The organism is Mycobacterium hackensackense, from assembly GCF_025822555.1.
GTDB classification, from domain to species: domain Bacteria; phylum Actinomycetota; class Actinomycetes; order Mycobacteriales; family Mycobacteriaceae; genus Mycobacterium; species Mycobacterium fluoranthenivorans.
Genome location: NZ_JACKUC010000030.1, coordinates 879646 through 900869, shown reverse-complemented (window position 1 = coordinate 900869; position 21224 = coordinate 879646). Strand labels below are relative to the sequence as shown.

Here is a 21224-nt window from a genome sequence, read left to right as displayed (position 1 = left end):
TCAGTCCTGCACGAACCGGACGTTCTCGGCCAGCGGATTGCGGGGGATGTGCAGCCCGTTGGCCGGGAAGTCCGGGTCCGGATAGCCGATCGCCAGTCCGCACAACACGCGCATCTCCTCGGGGATCCCGAGTTGGGCGCGCACGGTCTCGGGATAACCGGCGATCGACACCTGCACACAGGACCCCAGCCCGCGCGCGGTCAGCGCGAGCAGGAAGGTCTGCAGGAACATGCCCACCCCGAGGCTGTCGACGAAGTCGAGATCGCGGTGCATGCAGACGATGCCGGCCAGCGGTGCCCGGAAGAACTCCCAGTTGCGCAGAACCGCGATCCGGCGCCCTTCGGTGTCGTGCCGGGGGATGCCCATCGCCCCGTACACGAGCGCGCCGGTATCACGGCGGTAGTGGTCGAAGTGCTCCGGTAGTTTCGGCACCTTCGGCGTCGAGGAGTCGGCCTCGGCCAGGAGCGCCTCGACCAGGCGGTCCCGGGCTGAGCCGGAGGCGAAGACCACCTGCCAAGGCTGGATGTTGGAGTTCGACGGGGCCCGCACGGCGAGTTCGAGGGCCTCGTCGATCAGTTCCTGCGGTACCGGCTTGTCCCGCAGGAACAGCCGGCTGGACCGGCGCTCGGTGATCGCGTCTTCGAGGTCGTACATGTGCTCAATCCTGCACCACGAGAACGGCTTTGCAGCGGCGGCCGTGCTAGACGGTGGTCGTGACCAAGCCGCCGTCGATACGCACGTCGGCGCCGGTGATGTTGGCGGACCGGTCGCTGGCCAGGAACAGTGCCAGGTCGGCGACCTCTTGTGCGGTGGTGGCACGCCCGGTGGCAGATCTCGCGACCACGGACTGCAGCACGTCCTGCGCGGATGCACCGCTGCCGCCGCCGAACTGGTCGCCGACACCGCCCTCGGCCAGCCACAGCGGGGTCGCCACCGGGCCGGGGCTGATGACGTTCACGCGCACACCCCGGGGCCCGAACTCTCCGGACAACCCTTTCGCGAGATTGGCCAGCGCCGCCTTGGTGGCGCTGTAGTCGAGGATGGGGTAGTCGGGCATCACCGCATTCACCGAACCGATCATCACGACCGATCCGCCGTTCTTGAGCAGATAGGGCAGCGCCGCGCGGGTGAGGCGGACGGCCGAGAGCAGGTTGACCTCGATCGAGGCCTGCCAGGCCTCGTCGGTGAGCGTGAGGAAGCCACCCATGTGCGGCACGACCGCTCCGGTGTTGTTCACCAGGATGTCGATACCACCGCGGGCGGCTGCGGCGGCGACGAGTGACGCGACACCGTCGGCCGTGGCCAGGTCCGCGGCGACGAAGGTCGCGGATCCGGCGGCCTCGAGCGCCTCCAGTTCGGCTGAGTTGTGCCGCGCCCCGGCGATGACGGAGGCGCCGGCGGCGGCGAACGCCTGGCTGATCGCCAAGCCGATACCCTTGCTCGCCCCCGAGACGACGGCGATCTTGTCGATCAGATGCATGTCCATGCCTCATACAATGCTCCGGTTGTGCCCGGCCGGCGGATCGGCGGCCGAGAAGGTGTTCACCCGGTGCCGAACAGTGCGCGTAATCGCCGCGCCAGCAAACTCGATGCGCTACGCTTTCGCGAGGTCCCGGTGGCCGGGCCGAAATGAGGTCTCTCATGGCGAATACACAGGGTCGGCATCGTGCCCGTTCGGCGGGTGTGGTCAGCGGAGTTCTCGGTACCGCGGGCGTGGCACTCGCAGGAGCCGTCCTGGTCGGGATGACGCCGGCGGTCGCGGCGGCTCCGGCGCTATTGGCAAACTCGGCCGTGTATTTCCTGCAGGGCACCAAGATCGGCGACACCACCAGCCATCCGGCGCCCCTGGTCTTCACCGGCCGGATGATGACGGGCGCCGGCGAGCAGGCGCCGGACGCGGCCGACTTCCACTTCGTGGACTATCCCGCCACGATCGGGCCGTTCTCCCACGGCGGGTTCCGTGACCCGTCCTGGGGCGTATCGGTCGGCCGGGGCATCGCCGCCCTCGGCGAGCAACCGCACCGTGGGGACACCGTGTTCGGCTTCTCACAGGGCGCGGTGGTGGCCACCGCGTACAAGCGCGACCATCTGGGCAACGGCGTCAACTACGTCCTGGTGGAAAACCCCAACCGGCCCAACGGCGGCATCCTCGAGCGTTTCCACGGGCTCTACGTGCCGCTGCTGAACATCACGTTCAACGGGGCCACCCCGGTGGTGCGTGAACCGGTGGAGGGCAGCGGCACCACGGTCGACATCGCCCGGCAGTACGACGGGTGGGCCGACTTCCCCGCCTACCCGCTGAACCCGTTGGCCACCGCGAACGCGGTGCTCGGGATCATCTATCTGCACGGCGACACCCAGGATCTCGGTGCGGATGCGGTGGCCGGCATCGACAAGAACGACCCGCGGTACTACCAGCAGCACGGCGACACGACCTATTACGTGATCCCGACCAAGCAGCTGCCGCTACTCATGCCGCTGAATGGTCTGCTACCCAAGCCGGTGCTGGCCAAGTTGGACGCCCCGCTGCGGAACGTGGTCGAACTCGGTTACGACAGAAGCGATTACAGCAAGAGTGTGACCGCGGCAGCGGTACCGCCGATCGGGGCGCCGGCCACACCGAACACCGTGGCGCACAAGGCGACCGCGGGCGAGGCGACACCGAAGAAGACGGCGAAACCTGCCCGAACCTCGCTCCCGGACAAGCTCCGGCAGTCGACGGCGGCGATCTCCTCGACGCTGCGGGCGCTGACCGGGCGCAAGTCCGATCCCGAGCCCGAGAAGCAGCAGCCGAAACCGTCCGCTTCGGAGGCGGACAAACCGGACGCCGCCTGAAGCCTGTTTCGCGGCAAGGGGATTGAGCCCCGCGGTTAAGCGTGTCGCCTAATCGGTAAACGGCGCATCGCGGTCGGTGCCTGACTACCGTGTGTCGGCATGTCCAGCGCAGTGCGCAGAGCCGTCGTCGGTGCCTCGATCGGCAATGCCGTCGAATGGTTCGACTTCGCCATCTACGGATTCCTCGCCACCTTCATCGCCGCGCACTTCTTTCCGGCCGGTGACGACACGGCCGCGCTGCTCAACACGTTCGCCATCTTCGCCGCGGCGTTCTTCATGCGACCGTTGGGGGGACTGGTCTTCGGGCCGCTCGGGGACCGTATCGGTAGGCAGAAGGTGCTCGCCGTCGTCATCCTGTTGATGTCCGGTGCGACGCTGCTGATCGGTCTGCTGCCGACCTACACCTCGATCGGGGTGGCCGCCCCGCTGCTGCTGCTCGGCCTGCGCTGCGTGCAGGGCTTCTCGGCCGGCGGTGAATACGGTGGCGGTGCGGTCTACCTGGCCGAGTACGCCGACCCCGAACGCCGCGGCCTCACCGTGACGTTCATGGCGTGGTCCGGGGTGCTGGGTTTCCTGCTCGGATCCGTCACCGTGACCGTGCTCCAGGCGACGTTGCCCGCCGCGGCCATGGACAGCTACGGCTGGCGCATCCCGTTCCTGCTGGCGGCGCCGCTGGGCCTGGTCGGCCTGTACATCCGGTTGCGCCTGGACGACACCCCGGAGTTCACCGCCCTGCGCACGCGCGCCGATATCGCGCGCCGGCCGCTCTACGAAGCGCTCACCACGTCGTGGCGGCCCATCATGTCGGTGATCGGCCTGTTCCTGATCTTCAACGTCGGCTACTACGTGGTGTTCACGTTCCTGCCGAGCTACCTGATCAAGACGCTGCACCACAGCAAGACGGCGTCGTTCGTGTCGATCACGCTGGCCGGCTTGGTGGCGTTGATCCTGATCCTGCCGCTGGCCGCATTGTCGGACCGGATCGGGCGGCGCCCGCTGCTGATCGCCGGGTCGGCGGGGTTCATCGTGCTGGCGTATCCGCTGTTCCTGCTGCTGAACTCGGGCTCGCTGGTGGCGGCGATCGGGGCGCACTGCGCGCTGGCCGCGATCGAGTCGGTGTACGTGTCGGCGGCGGTCACCGCGGGGGTCGAACTGTTCGCCACCCGGGTCCGGTACAGCGGTTTCTCCGTCGGCTACAACGTGTGTGTGGCACTGTTCGGCGGCACCACGCCGTACGCCGTGACGTGGCTGACCGCCAACGTCGGCAGCGTGGTCGCGCCGGCGGGTTATCTGATGGTCGCCGCGGTGCTGTCGCTCGGCACGGTGTTGACGCTGCCCAGGGAGACGGATCCGGCGCCGGGTGACCTGCCATGATGGGCCGATGACAGCGCAGCCGAAGTCGGCACGCCCGACGAAAGCCGATGTCGCCCGTCTGGCCAACGTCTCGCCCGCGACGGTCAGCTATGTGCTCAACGACGTCAAGGGCCAGACCATCTCGGCGCAGACCCGTGCCGCCGTGCACGACGCGGCCCGCCAACTCGGCTACCGGCCCAACCTCGCGGCCCGCAACCTCGCCCGTGGTGGCAGTGGGGTGGTGCTCTACGTGGTGCCGCGGTTCTCGCTGGGTGAACTGCTGCTGGAGGTGGGCAGCCGGCTCACCACCGAACTCGGCCGGCACGGCATCGTGCTGTCCTTGCAGTTCGAGACCGACGACGGCCGCAATGTCGTCGACGCGGTCGCCGATCTGAACCCGATCGCCGTCACCAGTGTGTTCCCGCTCAGCGGTGCGGCGCTGGAATCGGTTGCCGCAGCAGGTATTCCCCAGATCCACCTGGGCAGCGCGCAGTTGCACGCGATGGGGGCGCTGCACCTGAGCATCGGGGAGATGCGGGTGGCGCATCTGGTGTCACGCGGGCACCGCAGGCTGGCGTTCGCCTACGCCGAGGCCGAGGCGCTGCGCCCGCTGGGCGACTACTGGCTCGCCGGATTGCGGGTGGCCGCACGCGACCTGCCCGAGATCGTCACCGGGGCCGTCGCCGCCGACGGCAGTGACGCCGCCGCGGTGGTGCGGGACTGGGTGGGCGCCGGGGTGACGGCGGTGTGCGCGCAGAGCGATGAGACCGCGCTGGTGGTGTTGCACGGTATCCGGGAGGCCGGGTTGCGCTGTCCGCAGGACCTCGCCGTGATGGGAGTCGACGCGATCCCGCTGGGCGCGGTGAGCGGGCCACCGCTGACCTCTGTCGGGCTGGATGCCAAGACCATCGTCGAGGTGTCGGTGGCGGCGATGATGTCCGAGCTCGGCTATCCCAGCGGCCAAGAGCCCAGCAGTGAGAACGTCGCGCATCTGATCCAGCGCGCCTCGACCTGACGGTCACATCCACGCTTGCCCTCCGGGGAGTGACCCGCGTAACTTACGCGAGTAAGTGATTGCCCCCGGAGAGGTGAACAGGTGACCGTCGACGCCAGTAAAGATGTGTACTTCGACCCGTACAACGTCGAGATCAATGCCAACCCGTATCCGGCGTTCGCCCGGCTGCGGGAGGAGGCGCCGCTCTACTACAACGAGCAGTTCGACTTCTACGCGCTGAGCCGGTTCGCCGACGTCAACAAGGCGCTGATCGACCACGAGACGTTCAGCTCGGCGCGGGGCGCCATCATCGAGCTCATCAAGGCCAATATCGAGATCCCCTCGGGCGCCTTGATCTTCGAGGATCCGCCGATCCACACCACGCACCGCAAGCTGTTGGCCCGGATGTTCACGCCGCGCAAGATCGCCGCGCTGGAACCCAAGATCCGGGAGTACTGCGCCCAGGCGCTGGACCCCCTGGTCGGCAGCGGCAAGATCGACTTCATCACCGACTTCGGCGCCATCATGCCGATGCGGGTGATCAGTGCGCTGCTGGGTATCCCCGAGGATGACCAGGAGATGATCCGCGACCACGGCAACGCCCAGATGCGCACCGAGGCGGGTAAGCCGATGGAAGCCGCCGAGAAGGGCCTGGTCGACGGCTCGATCTTCGAGACCTATATCGACTGGCGCAAGCACAACCCGTCCGACGACATCATGACCGACCTGCTCAACGTCGAGTTCACCGACGAGCACGGGGTGACCCGCCACCTCACCCGCGAAGAGCTGCTCATCTACATCAACGTGGTGGCGGGTGCGGGGAACGAGACGACCACCAGGCTCATCGGCTGGGCGGCCAAGGTGCTCGCCGAGCACCCCGATCAGCGGCGTCAGCTCGTCGAGAACCCCGCGCTGATCCCGCACGCGATCGAGGAGCTGCTGCGCTTCGAGCCGCCCGCGCCCCACGTCGCGCGCTATGTCACCCGCGATGTCGAGTACTACGGCCAGACCGTGCCCGCGGGCAGCTCGATGATGATGCTCATCGGCGCCGCGGTCCGCGACAGCCGCCAGTTCCCGCCCGACGGTGAGGTCTTCGACATCCACCGCGAGCAGCGTCAGCACCTGGCGTTCAGTGTCGGCACCCACTTCTGTCTCGGCTCCGCACTTGCGCGTCTGGAAGGCCGGATCGCCCTGGAGGAGATGCTCAAGCGCTTCCCGGAGTGGGAGATCGACCTGCCCAACGCCGCGTTGTCGCCGACGTCGACGGTGCGTGGCTGGGATTCGATGCCGGCCTTCATTCCGTGACGGCGAGTCTGACCGTTCCGAGCTCGTGGGATGAGGTCGGCGCGGACTGGATGACCGCTGCGCTGGCCCGCGACTTTCCCGGTGCGGTGGTCGGCGAGGTCAGCGTCGCGATGCGCGATGACGGCACCAACCGGCGGGCCCGGCTGGCGCTGACGTACACCGCGGACGGACCTACCGGGCCTCCCGCGGTGTTCGTCAAGGCGGTCGACCCCGAACATCGGGAACTGATCAAACTCACCAGCGGGCTGCTGCACGAGCCGCGACTGTTCGCCTCGCACGTCGACCTGCCGCTGGAGCACCCGAGGGTGTTCGCCGCGGTCATCGACGAAGGGGCCGAAGACTTCGTCCTGGTCATGGAGGACCTGACCGCGCGTGACGCCGATCCACGTGACGCGACCCGGCCGCTGACCGTCGAGCAGGCGGCCGCCGGCATGCGCGGGCTGGCCCGTCTGCACGGGAGGTTCTGGGGTGAGCGGCTGGGCCGGCCCGGCCTGGACTGGCTCGAACCGTTCGTGGAGTGGGACGGGATGCAGTACGCACCGCTGCCCGCCGCGCTGGAGCGCCTCGGCGCCGATGCGCCCGCCTCGGTGCACGCGCTGAGTATCGAGGACCTCATCGAAGGTATCTGGAAGCCCTTCGTCGCGACGTTGACCGGCCCGTCCGGCGGGGTGCCGACGCTGCTGCACGGTGACGCGCACGTGGGCAACACCTACCTCCTGCCGACCGGGGAGCTGGGCTTCCTGGACTGGCAGGTGGCCCGCCGCGGCAACTTCTCGCTCGACCTCGGCTACTTCCTGCAGGGTGCGGTGACCACCGAGGACCGCCGGGCGCACGAGCGCGACCTGCTCGCCGTCTACCGCGAGGCGCTCGAGCTGCCTGCGGCGGAACTCCCGTCGGCCTACGAGATCTGGCTGCGCTACCGCGCGTCCGTGGCGCATGGGCTGACCTTGTGGCTGGCCACCGCCAGCGCCGGGGAACTGTGGCAGCGCCCGGATATCGCGCTGGCGCTCGCGCAACGGTATTCGGCCGCGTACGACGATCTGCGGACGGCGGACGCGCTCGCCGAACTGGGGTCCGGACCGACCCGCTGACCGCGGTCTTAGGCGCCCGGCCCGCTGACCCCATAGGGTTGGGGCGTGCTAGGCCCCGCCCTGGTGGTGTTGTTCGCTTTGTGCGCCGCGATCTTTGCCGCTGTCGGCATCGTGGTGCGCCAGCGCGCCACCCTCGACGTTCCCCCGGAGCACGGGGTGAGCACCGTCATGGTTGCCACCCTGTTGCGCCGCCCGCTGTGGTGGGCGGGCACGGCGTCGGCCGTGGCCGGATTCGTCTTCCAGGCGCTCGCCCTGGCGCACGGCTCACTGCTGGTGGTGCAGCCGCTGCTGGTGTCGGCACTGCTGTTCGCGCTGCCCCTGAGCGCCCGGTTGGCGCACCGCAGGGTGACCCGCGGTGAATGGCTGTGGGCCATCCTGCTCACGCTGTCGCTGGCGGTGTTCATCCTGCTGGCGCATCCACGGGCGAACGAGCACATCGCGCCCGCCCGCCAGATCGCCGTGGCGGTGGCGATCAGCTTCCTGCTCGTCATCGCCTGCGTGGTGATCGCGGTGCGCAGACCGGGCTGGCAGCGCGCGGTGCTGCTGGCCGTCGGGGTCGGCGTGCTGTTCGGCATGGTGGCGGTGATGACCAAGGTCCTGACGCACCTGCTCGCCCGTGACAGCGTCGCCCAGGTGCTGGCCACCCCGGTGCCCTACGTGCTGGTGGCGCTGGGCGTGGTGGCCACCCTGCTGCAGCAGTCGGCGTTCCACGCCGGCTCCCTGCAGACCTCGGTGCCCACCATGATCGTGATCGAGCCGTTGGCCGCCGTGCTGCTGGGCGCCTTCATCCTCGGTGAGCAGTTGGACGCCAACGGCTGGGAGTCCATCGCCCTGACCGCGGCGGTGGTGGTCATGACGACCGCGACGATTGCGCTGGGTCGTGACGAGGGTGCCTACGAAGCACAACTGGAAGCCCGCAAGACTCCGACGCCCAGTTAGCTGGCTCACAACACACTGGTAGTCGCCGAGAACGGGCATATCTTTAGTTTTGCTAACGTTGTTTCGGTTACCGGGCCGCAGAGCCCGGCATATGGCACCAGAATTTCATTGATCTGAAGAGTTATCGGGGGTTTCCGCATGACCAACGACATGAGCGATGAGCGTTTCGAGCTCCGCCTCGACCACCTGTACGCCACCGACCCGCAGTTCGCCGCCGCGACGCCCAGCGCCGAGGTGATCGCCGCCGTCGACGAGCCCGGCCTGCGTCTGCCCGCCGTCGTCAAGACCGTGTTGCAGGGGTACGGCGACCGGCCTGCGCTGGGCCAGCGCGCCGTCGAATTCGTCGCCGATCCCGCGACGGGGCGGACGGTGGCCTCGTTACTGCCGCGCTTCGAGACCATCACCCACCGGCAGCTGTGGGACCGGGTGCAGGCGATCGCCAACGCCTGGCAGAACCATCCCGTCGCCCCCGGCGATCGTGTCGCCATCCTCGGCTTCACCAGCGTCGACTACACCACCGTCGACACCGCGCTGACCCAGCTGGGCGCCGTCTCGGTGCCGCTGCAGACCAGCGCGTCGGTCGCGGCGCTGCAGCCGATCGTCGCCGAGACCGAACCCGTCCTGATCGCCACGAGCATCGACTACCTGGATGACGCCGTCGCTCTGGTGCAGGCCGCGAACACCGCGCACCTGGTGGTCTTCGACTACCACCCCGAGATCGACGACCAGCGCGAGGCCGTCGAGGCCGCACAGGCCCGGCTGGGCTCCGGCGTCACCGTCGAGGCGCTCGCCGACGTCCTCGAGCGCGGTGCCGATCTGCCCGATATCGAAGGTGTCACCGGTCCCGAAGACGACCCGCTGTCCCTGCTGATCTACACCTCGGGCAGCACCGGAGCGCCCAAGGGCGCGATGTACCTGGAGAGCAAGGTCGCCAACGTCTGGCGACCCGCCGCCAACGCACACTGGGACGACAGCCAGGGCAAGGTGCCCTCGATCGTGCTGAGCTTCATGCCGATGAGCCACGTGATGGGCCGCGGCATCCTCTACGGCGCCTTGGCCGCCGGTGGCACCGTCAACTTCGCCGCCCGCGCGGACCTGTCGACCTTCCTGGATGATCTGGCGCTGACCCGCCCGACCCAGCTGAACTTCGTGCCGCGTATCTGGGACATGCTGTTCCAGGAATTCCAGAGCCGCACCGCGCACGGTGCCGATGAGGACGCAGTACTGGCCGATATGCGCGAGAACGTGCTCGGCGGGCGCTATGTCAGCGCGCTGACCGGTTCGGCACCCATCTCGCCCGAACTCAAGGCCTGGGTCGAGCGCCTGCTCGACCAGCACCTGCTGGAGGGCTACGGATCGACCGAGGCGGGCTCGGTGTTCGTCGACGGCCGGATCACCCGTCCGCCGGTGCTGGACTACAAACTGGTCGATGTCCCCGAACTGGGCTACCGGCTCTCCGATGTCCCGCACCCGCGCGGTGAGCTGCTGGTCAAATCCACCCAGCTGTTCCCGGGTTACTACAAGCGCCCCGAGATCACCGCGCAGATGTTCGACGAGGACGGTTTCTACCGCACCGGCGATATCGTCGCCGAACTCGGGCCCGACGAGGTCCGCTATGTGGACCGGCGCAACAACGTGCTCAAGCTGGCCCAGGGCGAGTTCGTCACCGTCTCCAAGTTGGAGGCCGCGTTCACCAACAGCCCGCTGGTGCAGCAGATCTACATCTACGGCAACAGCTCTCGGCCGTACCTGCTGGCCGTCGTCGTGCCCAGCGATCCGACGGCGACCAAGGCGGATATCGCCCAGTCGCTGAAGGACACCGCCCGGGCCGCGGACCTGCAGAGCTACGAGATCCCGCGGGATTTCCTGGTGGAGACCACGCCGTTCACGGTGGAGAACGGTCTGCTGACCGGGATCCGGAAGTTGGCCTGGCCCAAGCTCAAGGAGCGCTACAGCGCCGCACTGGAGGCGTTGTACGCCGAGCTCGCCGATGGGCAGGCCAACGAATTGCAGACCCTGCGCCAGCACGGTGCCGAGGCGCCGGTGCTGGAGACGGTCTCCCGCGCCGCGGTCGCCCTGCTGGGCGCGGCCAGCAGCGATGTGGCGCCGGATGCGCACTTCACCGATCTGGGTGGGGATTCGTTGTCGGCGTTGACGTTCGGGAATCTGTTGCAGGAGATCTTCGGGGTTGAGGTGCCGGTGTCGGTGATCGTGAGTCCATCGAGACGCAGCGCGCCGGTGGCACCGGCCGGCCCACCTTCACCTCGGTCCATGGCGCCGGAGCCAAGGAAGTCCATGCCGCGGACCTGACCCTGGACAAGTTCATCGATGCCGCGACATTGGCTGCGGCACCGACACTTCCGAAGGCGGGCAGCGAGATTCGCACGGTGTTGTTGACCGGTGCGACCGGGTTCCTGGGGCGTTATCTGGCCCTGGAGTGGCTGGAGCGGATGGACCTGGTGGACGGGAAGCTGATCTGCCTGGTGCGCGCCCGGTCGGATGAGGAGGCGCGGGCTCGGCTGGATAAGACTTTCGATAGTGCTGGACCTAACAGCGGCGGTGACCCGAAACTCCTTGCGCACTACCGGGAACTGGCTGCCGATCATCTTGAGGTGATCGCCGGTGACAAGGGTGAGGCCGATCTGGGGTTGGACAAGGCCACCTGGCAGCGGTTGGCCGATACGGTGGATTTCATCGTCGATCCGGCGGCGCTGGTCAATCACGTGCTGCCCTACAGCGAGTTGTTCGGTCCCAATGCGTTGGGGACCGCGGAGTTGATCCGGATTGCGCTGACGACGAAGATCAAGCCGTTCGCCTATGTCTCCACGATCGGTGTCGGTTGGGGTATCGAGCCCGGCCGGTTCGTCGAGGATGCCGATGTCCGGACCATCAGCGCCACCAGGGTCGTCGACGACAGCTATGCCAACGGTTACGGCACCAGCAAGTGGGCCGGTGAGGTGTTGCTGCGCGAAGCGCACGATCTGGCCGGGCTGCCGGTTTCGGTGTTCCGCTGCGACATGATCCTGGCCGATACCACCTACGCCGGACAGCTGAACCTGCCCGACATGTTCACTCGGATGATGTTCAGCCTGGTGGCCACGGGCGTGGCGCCTAAGTCGTTCAATGAGCTTGATGCGCAAGGTAATCGGCAGCGTGCCCACTACGACGGGCTGCCGGTCGAGTTCATCGCCGAGGCCATCTCGACACTCGGCGCCCATGTCGGCGCGGGTTTCGAGACCTATCACGTGATGAATCCCTATGACGACGGCATCAGCATGGACACCTTCGTCGACTGGCTGGTCGAAGCCGGCTACAAGATCGAACGCGTCGACGACTACGCCGACTGGCTCGACCGGTTCGAAACCACCCTGCGGGCCCTGCCCGACAGGCAGCGCCAGGCCTCGCTGCTGCCGCTACTGCACAACTACCAGCGGCCCGGCGCCCCGGTCAACGGTGCCATGGCCCCGACCGAGGTGTTCCGCGCTGCGGTGCAGGACGCGAAAATCGGGCCGGACAAGGACATCCCGCATGTCAGCCCCGCGGTGATCGTGAAGTACATCACCGACCTGCAGTTGCTCGGCCTGCTGTAGGGCTTTTCTCAGCTCATTGACAGCCGCGAGCGGGAATTCGCCGACCTCCTCGCTCGTCATTCCTAGTGGAGCCCAATGATGCGCTCCCTCCTGATTTGTCTTGAAATACCGAACGTTTCAGAGGTTTTGTGATGTCCACAGCTACCCAGGACGAACGGCTCGAACGCCGCGTCGCCGACTTGATCGCCAATGATCCGCAGTTCGCCGCAGCGCGACCCGACGCCACCGTCGCCGAGGCCGCCGAAGCCCCCGGGATCAGACTCCCGCAGATTGTCCAGACCGTCCTGCAGGGCTACGCCGACCGGCCGGCCCTCGGGCAGCGCGCCGTCGAGTTCGTCACCGATCCCGCCACCGGCCGGACGACGGCCGCGCTCCTCCCTCGGTTCGAGACCGTCGCCTACGGGGAGCTGTGGAACCGGGTTCGCTCGGCCGCCGCCGCACTGTACGACGCCGGTGTGACAGCAGGTGACCGGGTGGCCATCCTCGGCTTCACCAGTGCCGACTACACCGTCATCGACACGGCCCTGGGCCAGATCGGTGCGGTTTCCGTTCCACTGCAGTCGAGTTCGTCGGCTTCCGCGCTGGCGCCCATCCTGGCCGAAACCGAGCCGCGGGTCATCGCTGCCAGTATCGGATATGTCGACGAGGCCGTCGAGCTCGCGCTCACCGGCCACGCACCCGAGCGCGTCCTCGTGTTCGACTACCACCCGGAGGTCGATGACCACCGCGAGGCCCTGGCCGCTGCCGTCGAGGCATTGAGCGCGGCGGCCGTGGTCGTCGAAACCCTGCCCGAGGTGCTGGCGCGCGGCAGCGAGCTGGCACAGGCCCCGGCGCCCAGCGGTGAGGACCCCAACCCGCTGTCCCTGCTGATCTACACGTCGGGCAGCACCGGTGCCCCGAAGGGCGCGATGTATCTGGAAAGCCAGGTCGCGTCGTTCTGGCAGCGCTCGAGCGAGTCGTGGTTCGGTCCGAGCGTCGCCTCGATCAACCTGAACTTCATGCCGATGAGCCACGTGATGGGCCGCGGCATCCTGTACAGCACCCTGGCCGCGGGCGGGACCTGCTACTTCGCCGCCCGCGCCGATCTGTCCACCCTCCTGGAGGATCTGGCACTGGCCCGGCCCACCGAGCTGAACTTCGTTCCCCGCGTGTGGGAGATGCTCTATCAGGAATTCCAGAGCCGCACCGCGCACGGTGCCGATGAGGATGCCGTCCTCGCCGACATGCGGGACAACCTGCTCGGCGGGCGCTATGTGGACGCCATGACCGGCTCCGCCCCGATCACCGATGCGCTGAAGTCCTGGGTGGAGTCGTTCCTCGGTATCCACCTTCGCGAGGGTTACGGCTCCACCGAGGCCGGCATGGTGTTCTTCGACGGACGGGTGCAACGGCCGCCGACCATCGACTACAAACTGGTCGACGTCCCCGACCTCGGTTACTACCACACCGATCAGCCGTATCCGCGCGGCGAACTTCTGGTCAAGACGGTCAACCTGTTCCCCGGCTACTACAAGCGGCCGGAGGTCACCGCGGGCGTGTTCGACGAGGACGGTTTCTACCGGACCGGCGATATCGTCGCCGAACTCGGGCCGGACCAGATCCGCTATGTGGACCGGCGCAACAACGTGCTCAAGCTGGCCCAGGGCGAGTTCGTCACCCTGGCCAAACTCGAAGCCGCGTTCAGCAACAACAGCCCGCTGGTGCGGCAGATCTACGTGTACGGCAACAGCGCTCAGCCGTATCTGCTGGCCGTGGTGGTACCCACCGAGGACGCCCAGGCGCGCTGGTCGCACGACGAGCTCAAGCGGAACATCGCCGCGTCGTTCCAGGATGTCGCCAAGGCGCTGGAGCTGCAGAGCTACGAGGTGCCCCGGGATTTCCTGGTGGAGACCACGCCGTTCACGGTGGAGAACGGTCTGCTGACCGGGATCCGGAAGCTGGCCTGGCCCAAGCTCAAGGCCCATTACGGACCCGCACTCGAGGAGCTGTACGCCGAGCTCGCCGACGGGCAGGCTCGCGAGTTGAGAGAGCTCCGATCCGCCGGTGCCGACGCGCCGGTGATCGAGACCGTGGTGCGCGCTGCCGCGGCACTGCTCGGTGCGGCGACTTCACCGATCTGGGTGGGGATTCGTTGTCGGCGTTGACGTTCGGGAATCTGTTGCAGGAGATCTTCGGGGTTGAGGTGCCGGTGTCGGTGATCGTGAGTCCGGCCTCGGATCTGGCGACCATTGCCGCGCATATCGAGACACAGCGCGCCGGGGGAACCGGCCGGCCCACCTTCTCCTCCGTGCACGGCCGGCATGCGGCCGAGGTCACCGCGAGTGAGCTCACGTTGGACAAGTTCCTGGATTCCGCGACGTTGGCTGCGGCGCCGTCGCTTCCGAAGGCGGGCAGCGAGATTCGCACGGTGTTGTTGACCGGTGCGACCGGGTTTCTGGGGCGTTATCTGGCCTTGGAGTGGCTGGAGCGGATGGACCTGGTGGATGGGAAGCTGATCTGCCTGGTGCGCGCCCGGTCGGATGAGGAGGCGCGGGCTCGGCTGGATAAGACGTTCGATAGTGCTGGACCTAACAGCGGCGGTGACCCGAAACTCCTTGCGCACTACCGGGAACTGGCTGCCGATCATCTTGAGGTGATCGCCGGTGACAAGGGTGAGGCCGATCTGGGGTTGGACAAGGCCACCTGGCAGCGGTTGGCCGATACGGTGGATTTCATCGTCGATCCGGCGGCGCTGGTCAATCACGTGCTGCCCTACAGCGAGTTGTTCGGTCCCAATGCCTTGGGGACCGCGGAGTTGATCCGGATTGCGCTGACGACGAAGATCAAGCCGTTCGCCTACGTCTCCACCATCGGCGTCGGCGACCAGATCGAGCCGGGCACGTTCGTCGAGGATGCCGATGTCCGGACCATGAGCGCCACCAGGGCCATCAACGACAGCTATGCCAACGGTTACGGCACCAGCAAGTGGGCCGGTGAGGTGTTGCTGCGTGAGGCGCACGATCTGGCCGGATTGCCGGTATCGGTGTTCCGCTGCGACATGATCCTGGCCGATACCACCTACGCCGGACAGCTGAACCTGCCCGACATGTTCACCCGGATGATGTTCAGCCTGGTGGCCACCGGGATCGCACCCGGATCGTTCTACCAACTGGATGCCGAGGGCAAGAGGCAGGCGTCGCACTACGACGGGTTGCCGGTGGAGTTCATCGCCGAGGCCATCTCGACGCTCGGTGCGCACGTTCAGGACGGGTTCGCGACGTATCACGTGATGAATCCGTACGACGACGGCATCGGCATGGACACCTTCGTCGACTGGCTGGTCGAGGCGGGCTACAAGATCGAACGCGTCGACGACTACGCCGAGTGGTTGTCCCGGTTCGAGACGACGCTGCGCGGGCTGCCCGACAGGCAGCGCCAGGCCTCGCTGCTGCCGCTACTTCACAACTACCAGCACCCGGAGACCCCGCTCAACGGTTCGATCGCGCCGACCGAGGTGTTCCGCGCCGCGGTGCAGGACGCGAAAATCGGTGCGGACAAGGATATCCCGCATGTCAGCGCGCCGGTGATCGTGAAGTACATCACCGACCTGCAGTTGCTCGGACTGATCTAGACACGAAAGTGGGGCACCCCGATCGGGGGTGCCCCACTTTCGTGGTTCTTCGCAACGATTACTTCACGTCGACGTAGACCGTCTTCTCCGCGACCGTGGCCAGGTAGTCACCACCGGTGGCATCCACGCCGGCATAGGTCTGTCCCGGGCGCACCGCCACCACCGTCGCCTGATCGAGTGGAGTGGTACCCACCCGGTTGACGATGACCTTGTAGCCCTGAGCCTGAAGTGAACTGATGGTGTCCTGGGCGGAGCCCGGCCCGGACGGCGCGGCAAGCGCAGGCGCCGCGAGCCCGATGACAGTGGTGGCCAATCCGCCGGCAAGAGCGGTGCCGACGGCGATGCCGAGCTTCTTCATGTGCTGTTTCCTCTTCTGCGACTTGACGTTCCACACCGCCATGGGTGGTGGTGGTGCGGCTACGTCCCCCTCAATCGGTACCGCTGGTTCGGTCCCGACGTGACAGCTTCAACGGGGGTGCCGGTGGTTTTAATTCCGGCGGCAGTAATTGATCGACAGCTGGCAGGATCGCGTACTCAGGCGTGCCAGGAAGACCATCGGCTGACGGTGACCGCCACCACCGGACCGTCCAGTGCGGTGCGCTCGTATTGCCGATACTTCGCCCGCAACAACGCGTAACCGATCGCCATCTGGTCGCCGTGTGAATGGATTTCGGCGGTGCCATCGGCGCGTACCCACCACAGTTGGGTCCAGTCCTCGGCGTAATGGTCGACCAGCAGGCTCACCGCGGGATTGGCCTCGATATTGGCCAGTCGCCGCAACCGCTGGGTGGACTTACGTTTCGCGTCCACCGCGGTGTACAGCGTGTCGCCGCTGACGGCGAAGACCACCGGCACCACGTGCGGTACCCCGTCCCCGACGGTCGCCAGCACCGCGACGGGTGCGGCAGCGAACAGGTCGGTGGCGGGAAGGGTCATCGCGTACGGGGTTGCGGCGCCACACTCATCGGCGACCGGGTGACATTGATCCGCGGCTTCGAGGACGGTTCACTGCGCTGGCGCGGTGCCGGGCCGGATTGCTCGGGCTCCGGTGCCGGCGGGGGAGGAGGCGGTGGCGGAGGTGGTGGGGGTGCTGGGGGCGGCAGCACCGATGCCGAGGTGGTCGTCGGGGTGGCCGATGGGGTGGTGTCCACGTGATCCGCCGGATCGTCGGTCCCGGGGCCGGAGAAGACGAGAAGCACGATCGACACCACGATGGCAATGGCCGCGGCACTCACCGCAAGTATCGCCAGTGTCGCCTTCTGGGTGCGATACCAGGGCGCCGGCGGAGGTTTGAAGGTCCACGTTCCGGTGTTGAACGCGTCGAACGGACCGGTCGGGGGATCGCTGGGGGCGGGTACCGGTTCATACAGCCGCGGGTCGTCCCACACGCTGGAGTTATGCCCGACCCAGCTGGGGTGGTCGGCGTCGGGCACGCCGTCGGCACCGGCCGGACCGGCGGTCTCATCCACCCGAAAATCTGCTCCCCCTGGGGCCTCGCGTTCAGCCACACCCCAGATAGTATGCGCCGACCTGCGCAAACGCCGATTCTGGCCGGAGCGGCACGCCGACAGACCTGCGCCGCGGTGTGGGCAGCGACCTTCGGCGAAGGGCCGTCGCGGGGGCGAAAGCGCCGGTAGGGTCGGTCTACGTTCATCGCAGATTCATCGCGGAACGCAGATGTTGTCACCACCACGTCACCGGGCGGCAGTCTGTTCAACGGAGGGTTCGCGTATGAGGAAATCAGGACTTGTCGCGATGACCGCCACCGCCGCGCTGACCGTCACACTCGTCACGTCCTGCGCGCCGCCGCAGAAGAACGAGGAGCAGAGCGCGAACAAGGCGAGCACGGCGACCTCGGCGGCCGATTTCGGCGGGATGGACGGCCTGATCGAGGCCGCCAAGAAGGAGGGTGAACTCAACGTCATCGCCCTGCCGCCGGATTGGGCCAACTACGGCGCCATCATCGAGGCCTTCACCGCCAAGTACGGCATCAAGGTGAACTCGGCCCAGCCCGGTGCCAACAGCCAGGAGGAGATCAACGCCGCCCAGCAGCAGAAGGGCCGTAGCACCGCACCCGACGTGTTCGACCTGGGGCAGTCGGTCGCACTGGCCAACACCGACGTGTTCGCGCCGTACAAGGTGGAGCACTTCGGCGAGATCTCCGATGACTTCAAGGATCCGAAGGGGCTCTGGGTCAACGACTACGGCGGCTACATGTCCATCGGTTTCGATTCCACCAGTGTGGGGGTCATCGCCGGCGTGGACGACCTGCTCAAGCCGGAGTTGAAGGGCAAGGTGGCGCTCAACGGCGATCCGACCCAAGCCGGTTCCGCCTTCTCCGGGGTGATGATGGCGTCGGTGTCCCAGGGTGGGTCGCCGGACGATATCGCCCCCGGTGTCGAGTTCTTCGGCAAGTTGAAGGAGGCGGGTAACTTCCTGCCGGTGGATCCGACCCCGGCCACCATCGCCTCGGGACAGACCCCGGTGGTGATCGACTGGGATTACCTCAACGTCGCGCAATCCAAGAAGGTGCCCGGCTGGAAGGTGATCATTCCGCACAACGCCGCCGTCGCCGGTTACTACTTCCAGGCCATCAGCAAGGATGCACCGCATCCGGCGGCCGCCCGCCTGTGGCAGGAGTTCCTCTACAGCGACCAGGGGCAGAACCTGTACCTGGCCGGTGGCGCCCGACCGGTGCGCGCGGACTCGATGGTGACCAAGGGCTCCATCGACCGCGCCGTGTACGGCACGCTGCCGCCGGTCGACGGCGCCGCGACGTTCGTGTCGGTGGAGCAGAACAAGAAGGCCACCGAGTATCTGAAAGCCAACTGGGCCAAGGTAGTCGGCTGATTCTGCGCCCGACGGTGCGCCGTATCCGAGAGGCGTTGCCGCTGCTGCCGTTCCTGACGGTGGTGGCGGTGTTCCTGATCATCCCGACCGGGACGGTCCTGGTGAACGCGGTCCTCGTGGACGGGCATTTCTCGCTGGCCCGGATCGGGGCGCTGTTCACCGAGGCACCGCTGGCGGCACTGGGGCGCAGCCTGGTGCTGTCCGGCAGCACCGCGCTGATCGGTGGGGTGTTCGGGGCGATCCTGGCCTGGCTGATCGTCGGGAGTCCGCCCGCCTCGACGCTGCGCAGGGCGGTGCTGTCGCTGTGCAGTGTGCTGGCCCAGTTCGGCGGGGTGGCACTGGCGTTCGCGTTCCTGGCCACCATCGGGCTCAACGGTGTGCTGACGGTCTGGGCCCAAGAGACGTTCGGCTGGGATCTGGCCGGATCGGGCTGGCTCTTCGGCCTGCCCGGGCTGATCCTGGTGTACTGCTACTTCCAGATCCCGTTGATGGTCATCGTGTTCCTGCCTGCCCTCGACGGATTACGGGTGCAGTGGCGTGAGGCGGCCGTGAGTCTGGGGGCAGGGCCGTGGCAGTACTGGCGTGAGGTCGGGGTGCCCTTGTTGACCCCGGCCTTCCTCGGTTCGGTCCTGTTGTTGTTCGCCAACGCCTTTGCCGCCTATGCCACCGCCGCAGCGTTGGTCAGCCAGGGCAGCCCCATCGTGCCGCTGTTGATCCGGGCCGCACTGACCAGTGAAGTCGTCCTGGGCCAGTCCGGGTTCGCCTACGCGCTGGCGCTGGAGATGATCGTCGTCGTCGCGGTGGTCATGGTGGCCTACAACGCGCTGGTGCGCCGCACCGCGAGGTGGCTGCAGTGAACAGGGCTGTGCGCGGCGCACTCTGGGTGCTGTTCGGGGTGTTCTTCCTCGTTCCGCTCTATGCGATGGCCGATTTCGCCACCAGAGACCTGGGTGGCGGAGGACGCACCCTGGCGGCCTGGCGCAGTCTGGTCACCGACGATGAGCTCACCGGCGCGATCCTCACCTCACTTCTGCTGGCCGTGCTGACGGTCGTGGCGATGCTCGCGCTGTTGGTGCCGACGATGATCTGGGTGCGGTTGCGCACACCGTGGGCCCGCGGGCCGGTCGAGTTCCTGTGTCTGTTGCCGTTGACGATTCCCGCGCTGGTGGTCGTCGTCGGCCTGCGTAACGTCTACCTGTGGGTGACCTACCTGCTCGGGGAATCCCCACTGACCCTGACCTTCGTCTACGTCGTACTGGCGCTGCCGTTTGCCTACCGGGCACTGGACGCGGCCCTGGCGGCGATCGATCTGCAGACCCTCGCCGAGGCGGCCCGCTCACTGGGGGCGGGCTGGACCACGACCATCGCGCGGGTCATCGTGCCCAATATCTGGTCGGGCATCGTGGCGGCGGCGTTCATCTCGATCGCGGTGGTGCTCGGCGAGTACACGGTGGCGTCGCTGTCGGGGTACATGACGTTGCCGGTGCAGATCGTCACGATCGGCAAGGCCGACGGGCCGACGTCGGTGGCTGCCTCACTGGCCACCCTGGTGTTCGGTTTCGTTCTGCTGCTTGTTCTTTCGATGGTGACCAGAAGGGGGCGTCGAGGATGAGCGCCGGTGTCGCGGTGGAACTGCGTGAGCTGACCCGCCGCTATGGGTCCGTACGGGCGCTCGATGGGCTCACCTTGCGGATGGAGCCCGGTGAGTTGGTGGCACTCCTGGGACCGTCGGGTTGCGGAAAGACCACCGCGCTGCGGATCCTGGCCGGTCTCGACGAGGCCGGCACGGGCAGCGTGTGGGTCGACGGACGCGATATCAGCCGGACACCGGCCAACAAACGCGATATCGGGATGGTGTTCCAGGCGTACAGCCTGTTTCCGCATCTGACGGTGCGCGACAACGTGGCCTTCGGGCTGAAGATGCGCGGAGTCGCGAAGCGGGACAGGCAGACTCGTGCGCTGGACATGCTCGATCTGGTGGGACTGTCGGCACAGTCGGACCGGTATGCCGCAGAGTTGTCCGGCGGTCAGCAGCAGCGGGTGGCGCTGGCCCGCGCACTCGCGATCCGGCCGAGGGTGCTCTTGCTCGACGAGCCGCTGTCGGCACTCGATGCCAAGGTGCGCACGCAGTTGCGCGACGAGATCCGGCGGGTCCAGCAGGAAGTCGGCATCACCACGCTGTTCGTCACGCACGATCAGGAGGAGGCCCTGGCCGTCGCCGACCGGGTGGGTGTGATGAACGCCGGCCGCCTCGAACAACTGGCCGCCCCCGTCGAGCTGTACACCTCGCCCGCCACCCCGTTCGTGGCCGAATTCGTCGGACTGAGCAACCGGATCCCGGCGCAGGTGGACGACGCCCGGGTGCGGCTGTGGGACCGCACGGTGGCCGCGCTGCCCGGGTCGGTGGCCGGCGCGGGTACGGCGCTGGTGCGGCCGGAGGCGGTGCGCCTCACCGCCGATCCGGCGGGCGCGGGGACGGTGCAGTCGGTGTCGTTCCTCGGCGCGATATCAAGGGTTTTCGTGGCTCTGGGACATGGCCCGGCTGCGGGGCCGCTGGTACTTGCGCAGGTGGGAGGTGGCCAGACGTTCGCGGTGGGGGACCGGGTCCGGGTCAGTGTCGAGTCCGCCGGCGTACTGGTGGTCTGATCCACGCCCAG

General features: G+C 67.4%; 15 protein-coding genes and 2 pseudogenes. 12 read left to right on the top strand and 5 right to left on the bottom strand.

Features of this window, described 5'->3' with window-relative positions; genetic code table 11:
- Together H7J86_RS13685 and H7J86_RS13680 are read right to left on the bottom strand one after the other, a co-directional pair.
- On the bottom strand, positions 1–654 hold the full coding sequence (locus H7J86_RS13685) for a nitroreductase (RefSeq protein ID WP_267291563.1): 654 nt from the start codon (positions 652–654) through the stop codon (positions 1–3).
- A 46-nt stretch (positions 655–700) separates the two neighbouring features.
- Complete coding sequence (locus tag H7J86_RS13680; RefSeq protein WP_267291561.1) at positions 701–1486, bottom strand: SDR family NAD(P)-dependent oxidoreductase; 786 nt, start codon at positions 1484–1486, stop codon at positions 701–703.
- A gap of 155 nt (positions 1487–1641) precedes the next feature.
- Here H7J86_RS13680 and H7J86_RS13675 point away from each other — a divergent pair, with 155 nt between their 5' ends.
- The 8 genes and pseudogenes from H7J86_RS13675 (at position 1642) to car (H7J86_RS13635) (ending at position 15717) form a co-directional block, all read left to right on the top strand.
- Positions 1642–2835 (top strand): PE-PPE domain-containing protein, encoded by a 1194-nt coding sequence (locus H7J86_RS13675; protein ID WP_267291559.1) that lies wholly within the window; start codon positions 1642–1644, stop codon positions 2833–2835.
- Between the two features lie 99 nt (positions 2836–2934).
- Entirely contained in the window at positions 2935–4209 is a 1275-nt protein-coding gene (locus H7J86_RS13670; protein WP_267291557.1) for an MFS transporter, read from the top strand.
- A gap of 7 nt (positions 4210–4216) precedes the next feature.
- Complete coding sequence (locus H7J86_RS13665; protein ID WP_090359179.1) at positions 4217–5203, top strand: LacI family DNA-binding transcriptional regulator; 987 nt, start codon at positions 4217–4219, stop codon at positions 5201–5203.
- An 81-nt stretch (positions 5204–5284) separates the two neighbouring features.
- On the top strand, positions 5285–6487 hold the full coding sequence (locus tag H7J86_RS13660) for a cytochrome P450 (RefSeq protein WP_267291555.1): 1203 nt from the start codon (positions 5285–5287) through the stop codon (positions 6485–6487).
- Positions 6488–6537: 50 nt separating this feature from the next.
- Positions 6538–7578: a phosphotransferase gene (locus H7J86_RS13655; RefSeq protein ID WP_267292934.1), complete on the top strand. Its 1041-nt coding sequence runs from the start codon at positions 6538–6540 to the stop codon at positions 7576–7578.
- A 45-nt stretch (positions 7579–7623) separates the two neighbouring features.
- Positions 7624–8517 carry a DMT family transporter gene (locus H7J86_RS13650; RefSeq protein ID WP_090359173.1) on the top strand — a complete coding sequence of 298 codons (894 nt, stop codon included), beginning with the start codon at positions 7624–7626 and terminating at the stop codon, positions 8515–8517.
- A gap of 138 nt (positions 8518–8655) precedes the next feature.
- Positions 8656–12107, top strand: a pseudogene (car, locus tag H7J86_RS33225) (carboxylic acid reductase).
- Between the two features lie 131 nt (positions 12108–12238).
- Positions 12239–15717: pseudogene (gene car / locus H7J86_RS13635) on the top strand (carboxylic acid reductase).
- A gap of 58 nt (positions 15718–15775) precedes the next feature.
- On the opposite strand, the gene H7J86_RS13630 reads toward car (H7J86_RS13635), so the two are convergent.
- The 3 genes from H7J86_RS13630 to H7J86_RS13620 form a co-directional block, all read right to left on the bottom strand.
- Positions 15776–16075, bottom strand: a complete 300-nt coding sequence (locus H7J86_RS13630) for a hypothetical protein (RefSeq protein WP_090359642.1) — start codon at positions 16073–16075, stop codon at positions 15776–15778.
- A 176-nt stretch (positions 16076–16251) separates the two neighbouring features.
- Entirely contained in the window at positions 16252–16653 is a 402-nt protein-coding gene (locus H7J86_RS13625) for a TIGR03668 family PPOX class F420-dependent oxidoreductase (RefSeq protein ID WP_187097685.1), read from the bottom strand.
- A complete protein-coding gene (locus H7J86_RS13620) occupies positions 16650–17225 on the bottom strand; it encodes a hypothetical protein (protein ID WP_090359165.1) in 576 nt (191 codons plus the stop codon). Before H7J86_RS13620 ends, H7J86_RS13625 begins: the two co-directional genes overlap by 4 nt.
- Positions 17226–17448: 223 nt before the next feature.
- On the opposite strand from H7J86_RS13620, the gene H7J86_RS13615 reads away from it, so the two are divergent.
- From H7J86_RS13615 to H7J86_RS13600, 4 genes are read left to right on the top strand one after another with little or no spacing between them, the layout of a single operon-like run.
- Positions 17449–18567 carry an ABC transporter substrate-binding protein gene (locus tag H7J86_RS13615; RefSeq protein ID WP_267291553.1) on the top strand — a complete coding sequence of 373 codons (1119 nt, stop codon included), beginning with the start codon at positions 17449–17451 and terminating at the stop codon, positions 18565–18567.
- 14 nt (positions 18568–18581) lie between these two features.
- Positions 18582–19424 carry an ABC transporter permease gene (locus tag H7J86_RS13610; protein ID WP_235632913.1) on the top strand — a complete coding sequence of 281 codons (843 nt, stop codon included), beginning with the start codon at positions 18582–18584 and terminating at the stop codon, positions 19422–19424.
- Positions 19421–20179 (top strand): ABC transporter permease, encoded by a 759-nt coding sequence (locus H7J86_RS13605; RefSeq protein WP_267291551.1) that lies wholly within the window; start codon positions 19421–19423, stop codon positions 20177–20179. Before H7J86_RS13610 ends, H7J86_RS13605 begins: the two co-directional genes overlap by 4 nt.
- The gene (locus tag H7J86_RS13600) at positions 20176–21213 is read left to right on the top strand and encodes an ABC transporter ATP-binding protein (RefSeq protein WP_267291549.1); all 1038 of its coding nucleotides are present in this window, start codon (positions 20176–20178) and stop codon (positions 21211–21213) included. The genes H7J86_RS13605 and H7J86_RS13600 overlap by 4 nt, the downstream gene beginning before the upstream one ends.
- The last annotated feature ends 11 nt before the right edge of the window (positions 21214–21224 follow it).

Bases quoted from the DNA above. Each gene is read 5' to 3' on its own strand.
- H7J86_RS13670 (WP_267291557.1), top strand. From the start codon at position 2,935: ATGTCCAGCGCAGTGCGCAGAGCCGTCGTCGGTGCCTCGATCGGCAAT.
- H7J86_RS13675 (WP_267291559.1), top strand. From the start codon at position 1,642: ATGGCGAATACACAGGGTCGGCATCGTGCCCGTTCGGCGGGTGTGGTC.
- H7J86_RS13600 (WP_267291549.1), top strand. From the start codon at position 20,176: ATGAGCGCCGGTGTCGCGGTGGAACTGCGTGAGCTGACCCGCCGCTAT.
- H7J86_RS13655 (WP_267292934.1), top strand. From the start codon at position 6,538: ATGACCGCTGCGCTGGCCCGCGACTTTCCCGGTGCGGTGGTCGGCGAG.
- H7J86_RS13630 (WP_090359642.1), bottom strand. From the start codon at position 16,075: ATGAAGAAGCTCGGCATCGCCGTCGGCACCGCTCTTGCCGGCGGATTG.
- H7J86_RS13615 (WP_267291553.1), top strand. From the start codon at position 17,449: ATGAGGAAATCAGGACTTGTCGCGATGACCGCCACCGCCGCGCTGACC.
- H7J86_RS13685 (WP_267291563.1), bottom strand. From the start codon at position 654: ATGTACGACCTCGAAGACGCGATCACCGAGCGCCGGTCCAGCCGGCTG.
- H7J86_RS13680 (WP_267291561.1), bottom strand. From the start codon at position 1,486: ATGGACATGCATCTGATCGACAAGATCGCCGTCGTCTCGGGGGCGAGC.
- H7J86_RS13665 (WP_090359179.1), top strand. From the start codon at position 4,217: ATGACAGCGCAGCCGAAGTCGGCACGCCCGACGAAAGCCGATGTCGCC.
- H7J86_RS13625 (WP_187097685.1), bottom strand. From the start codon at position 16,653: ATGACCCTTCCCGCCACCGACCTGTTCGCTGCCGCACCCGTCGCGGTG.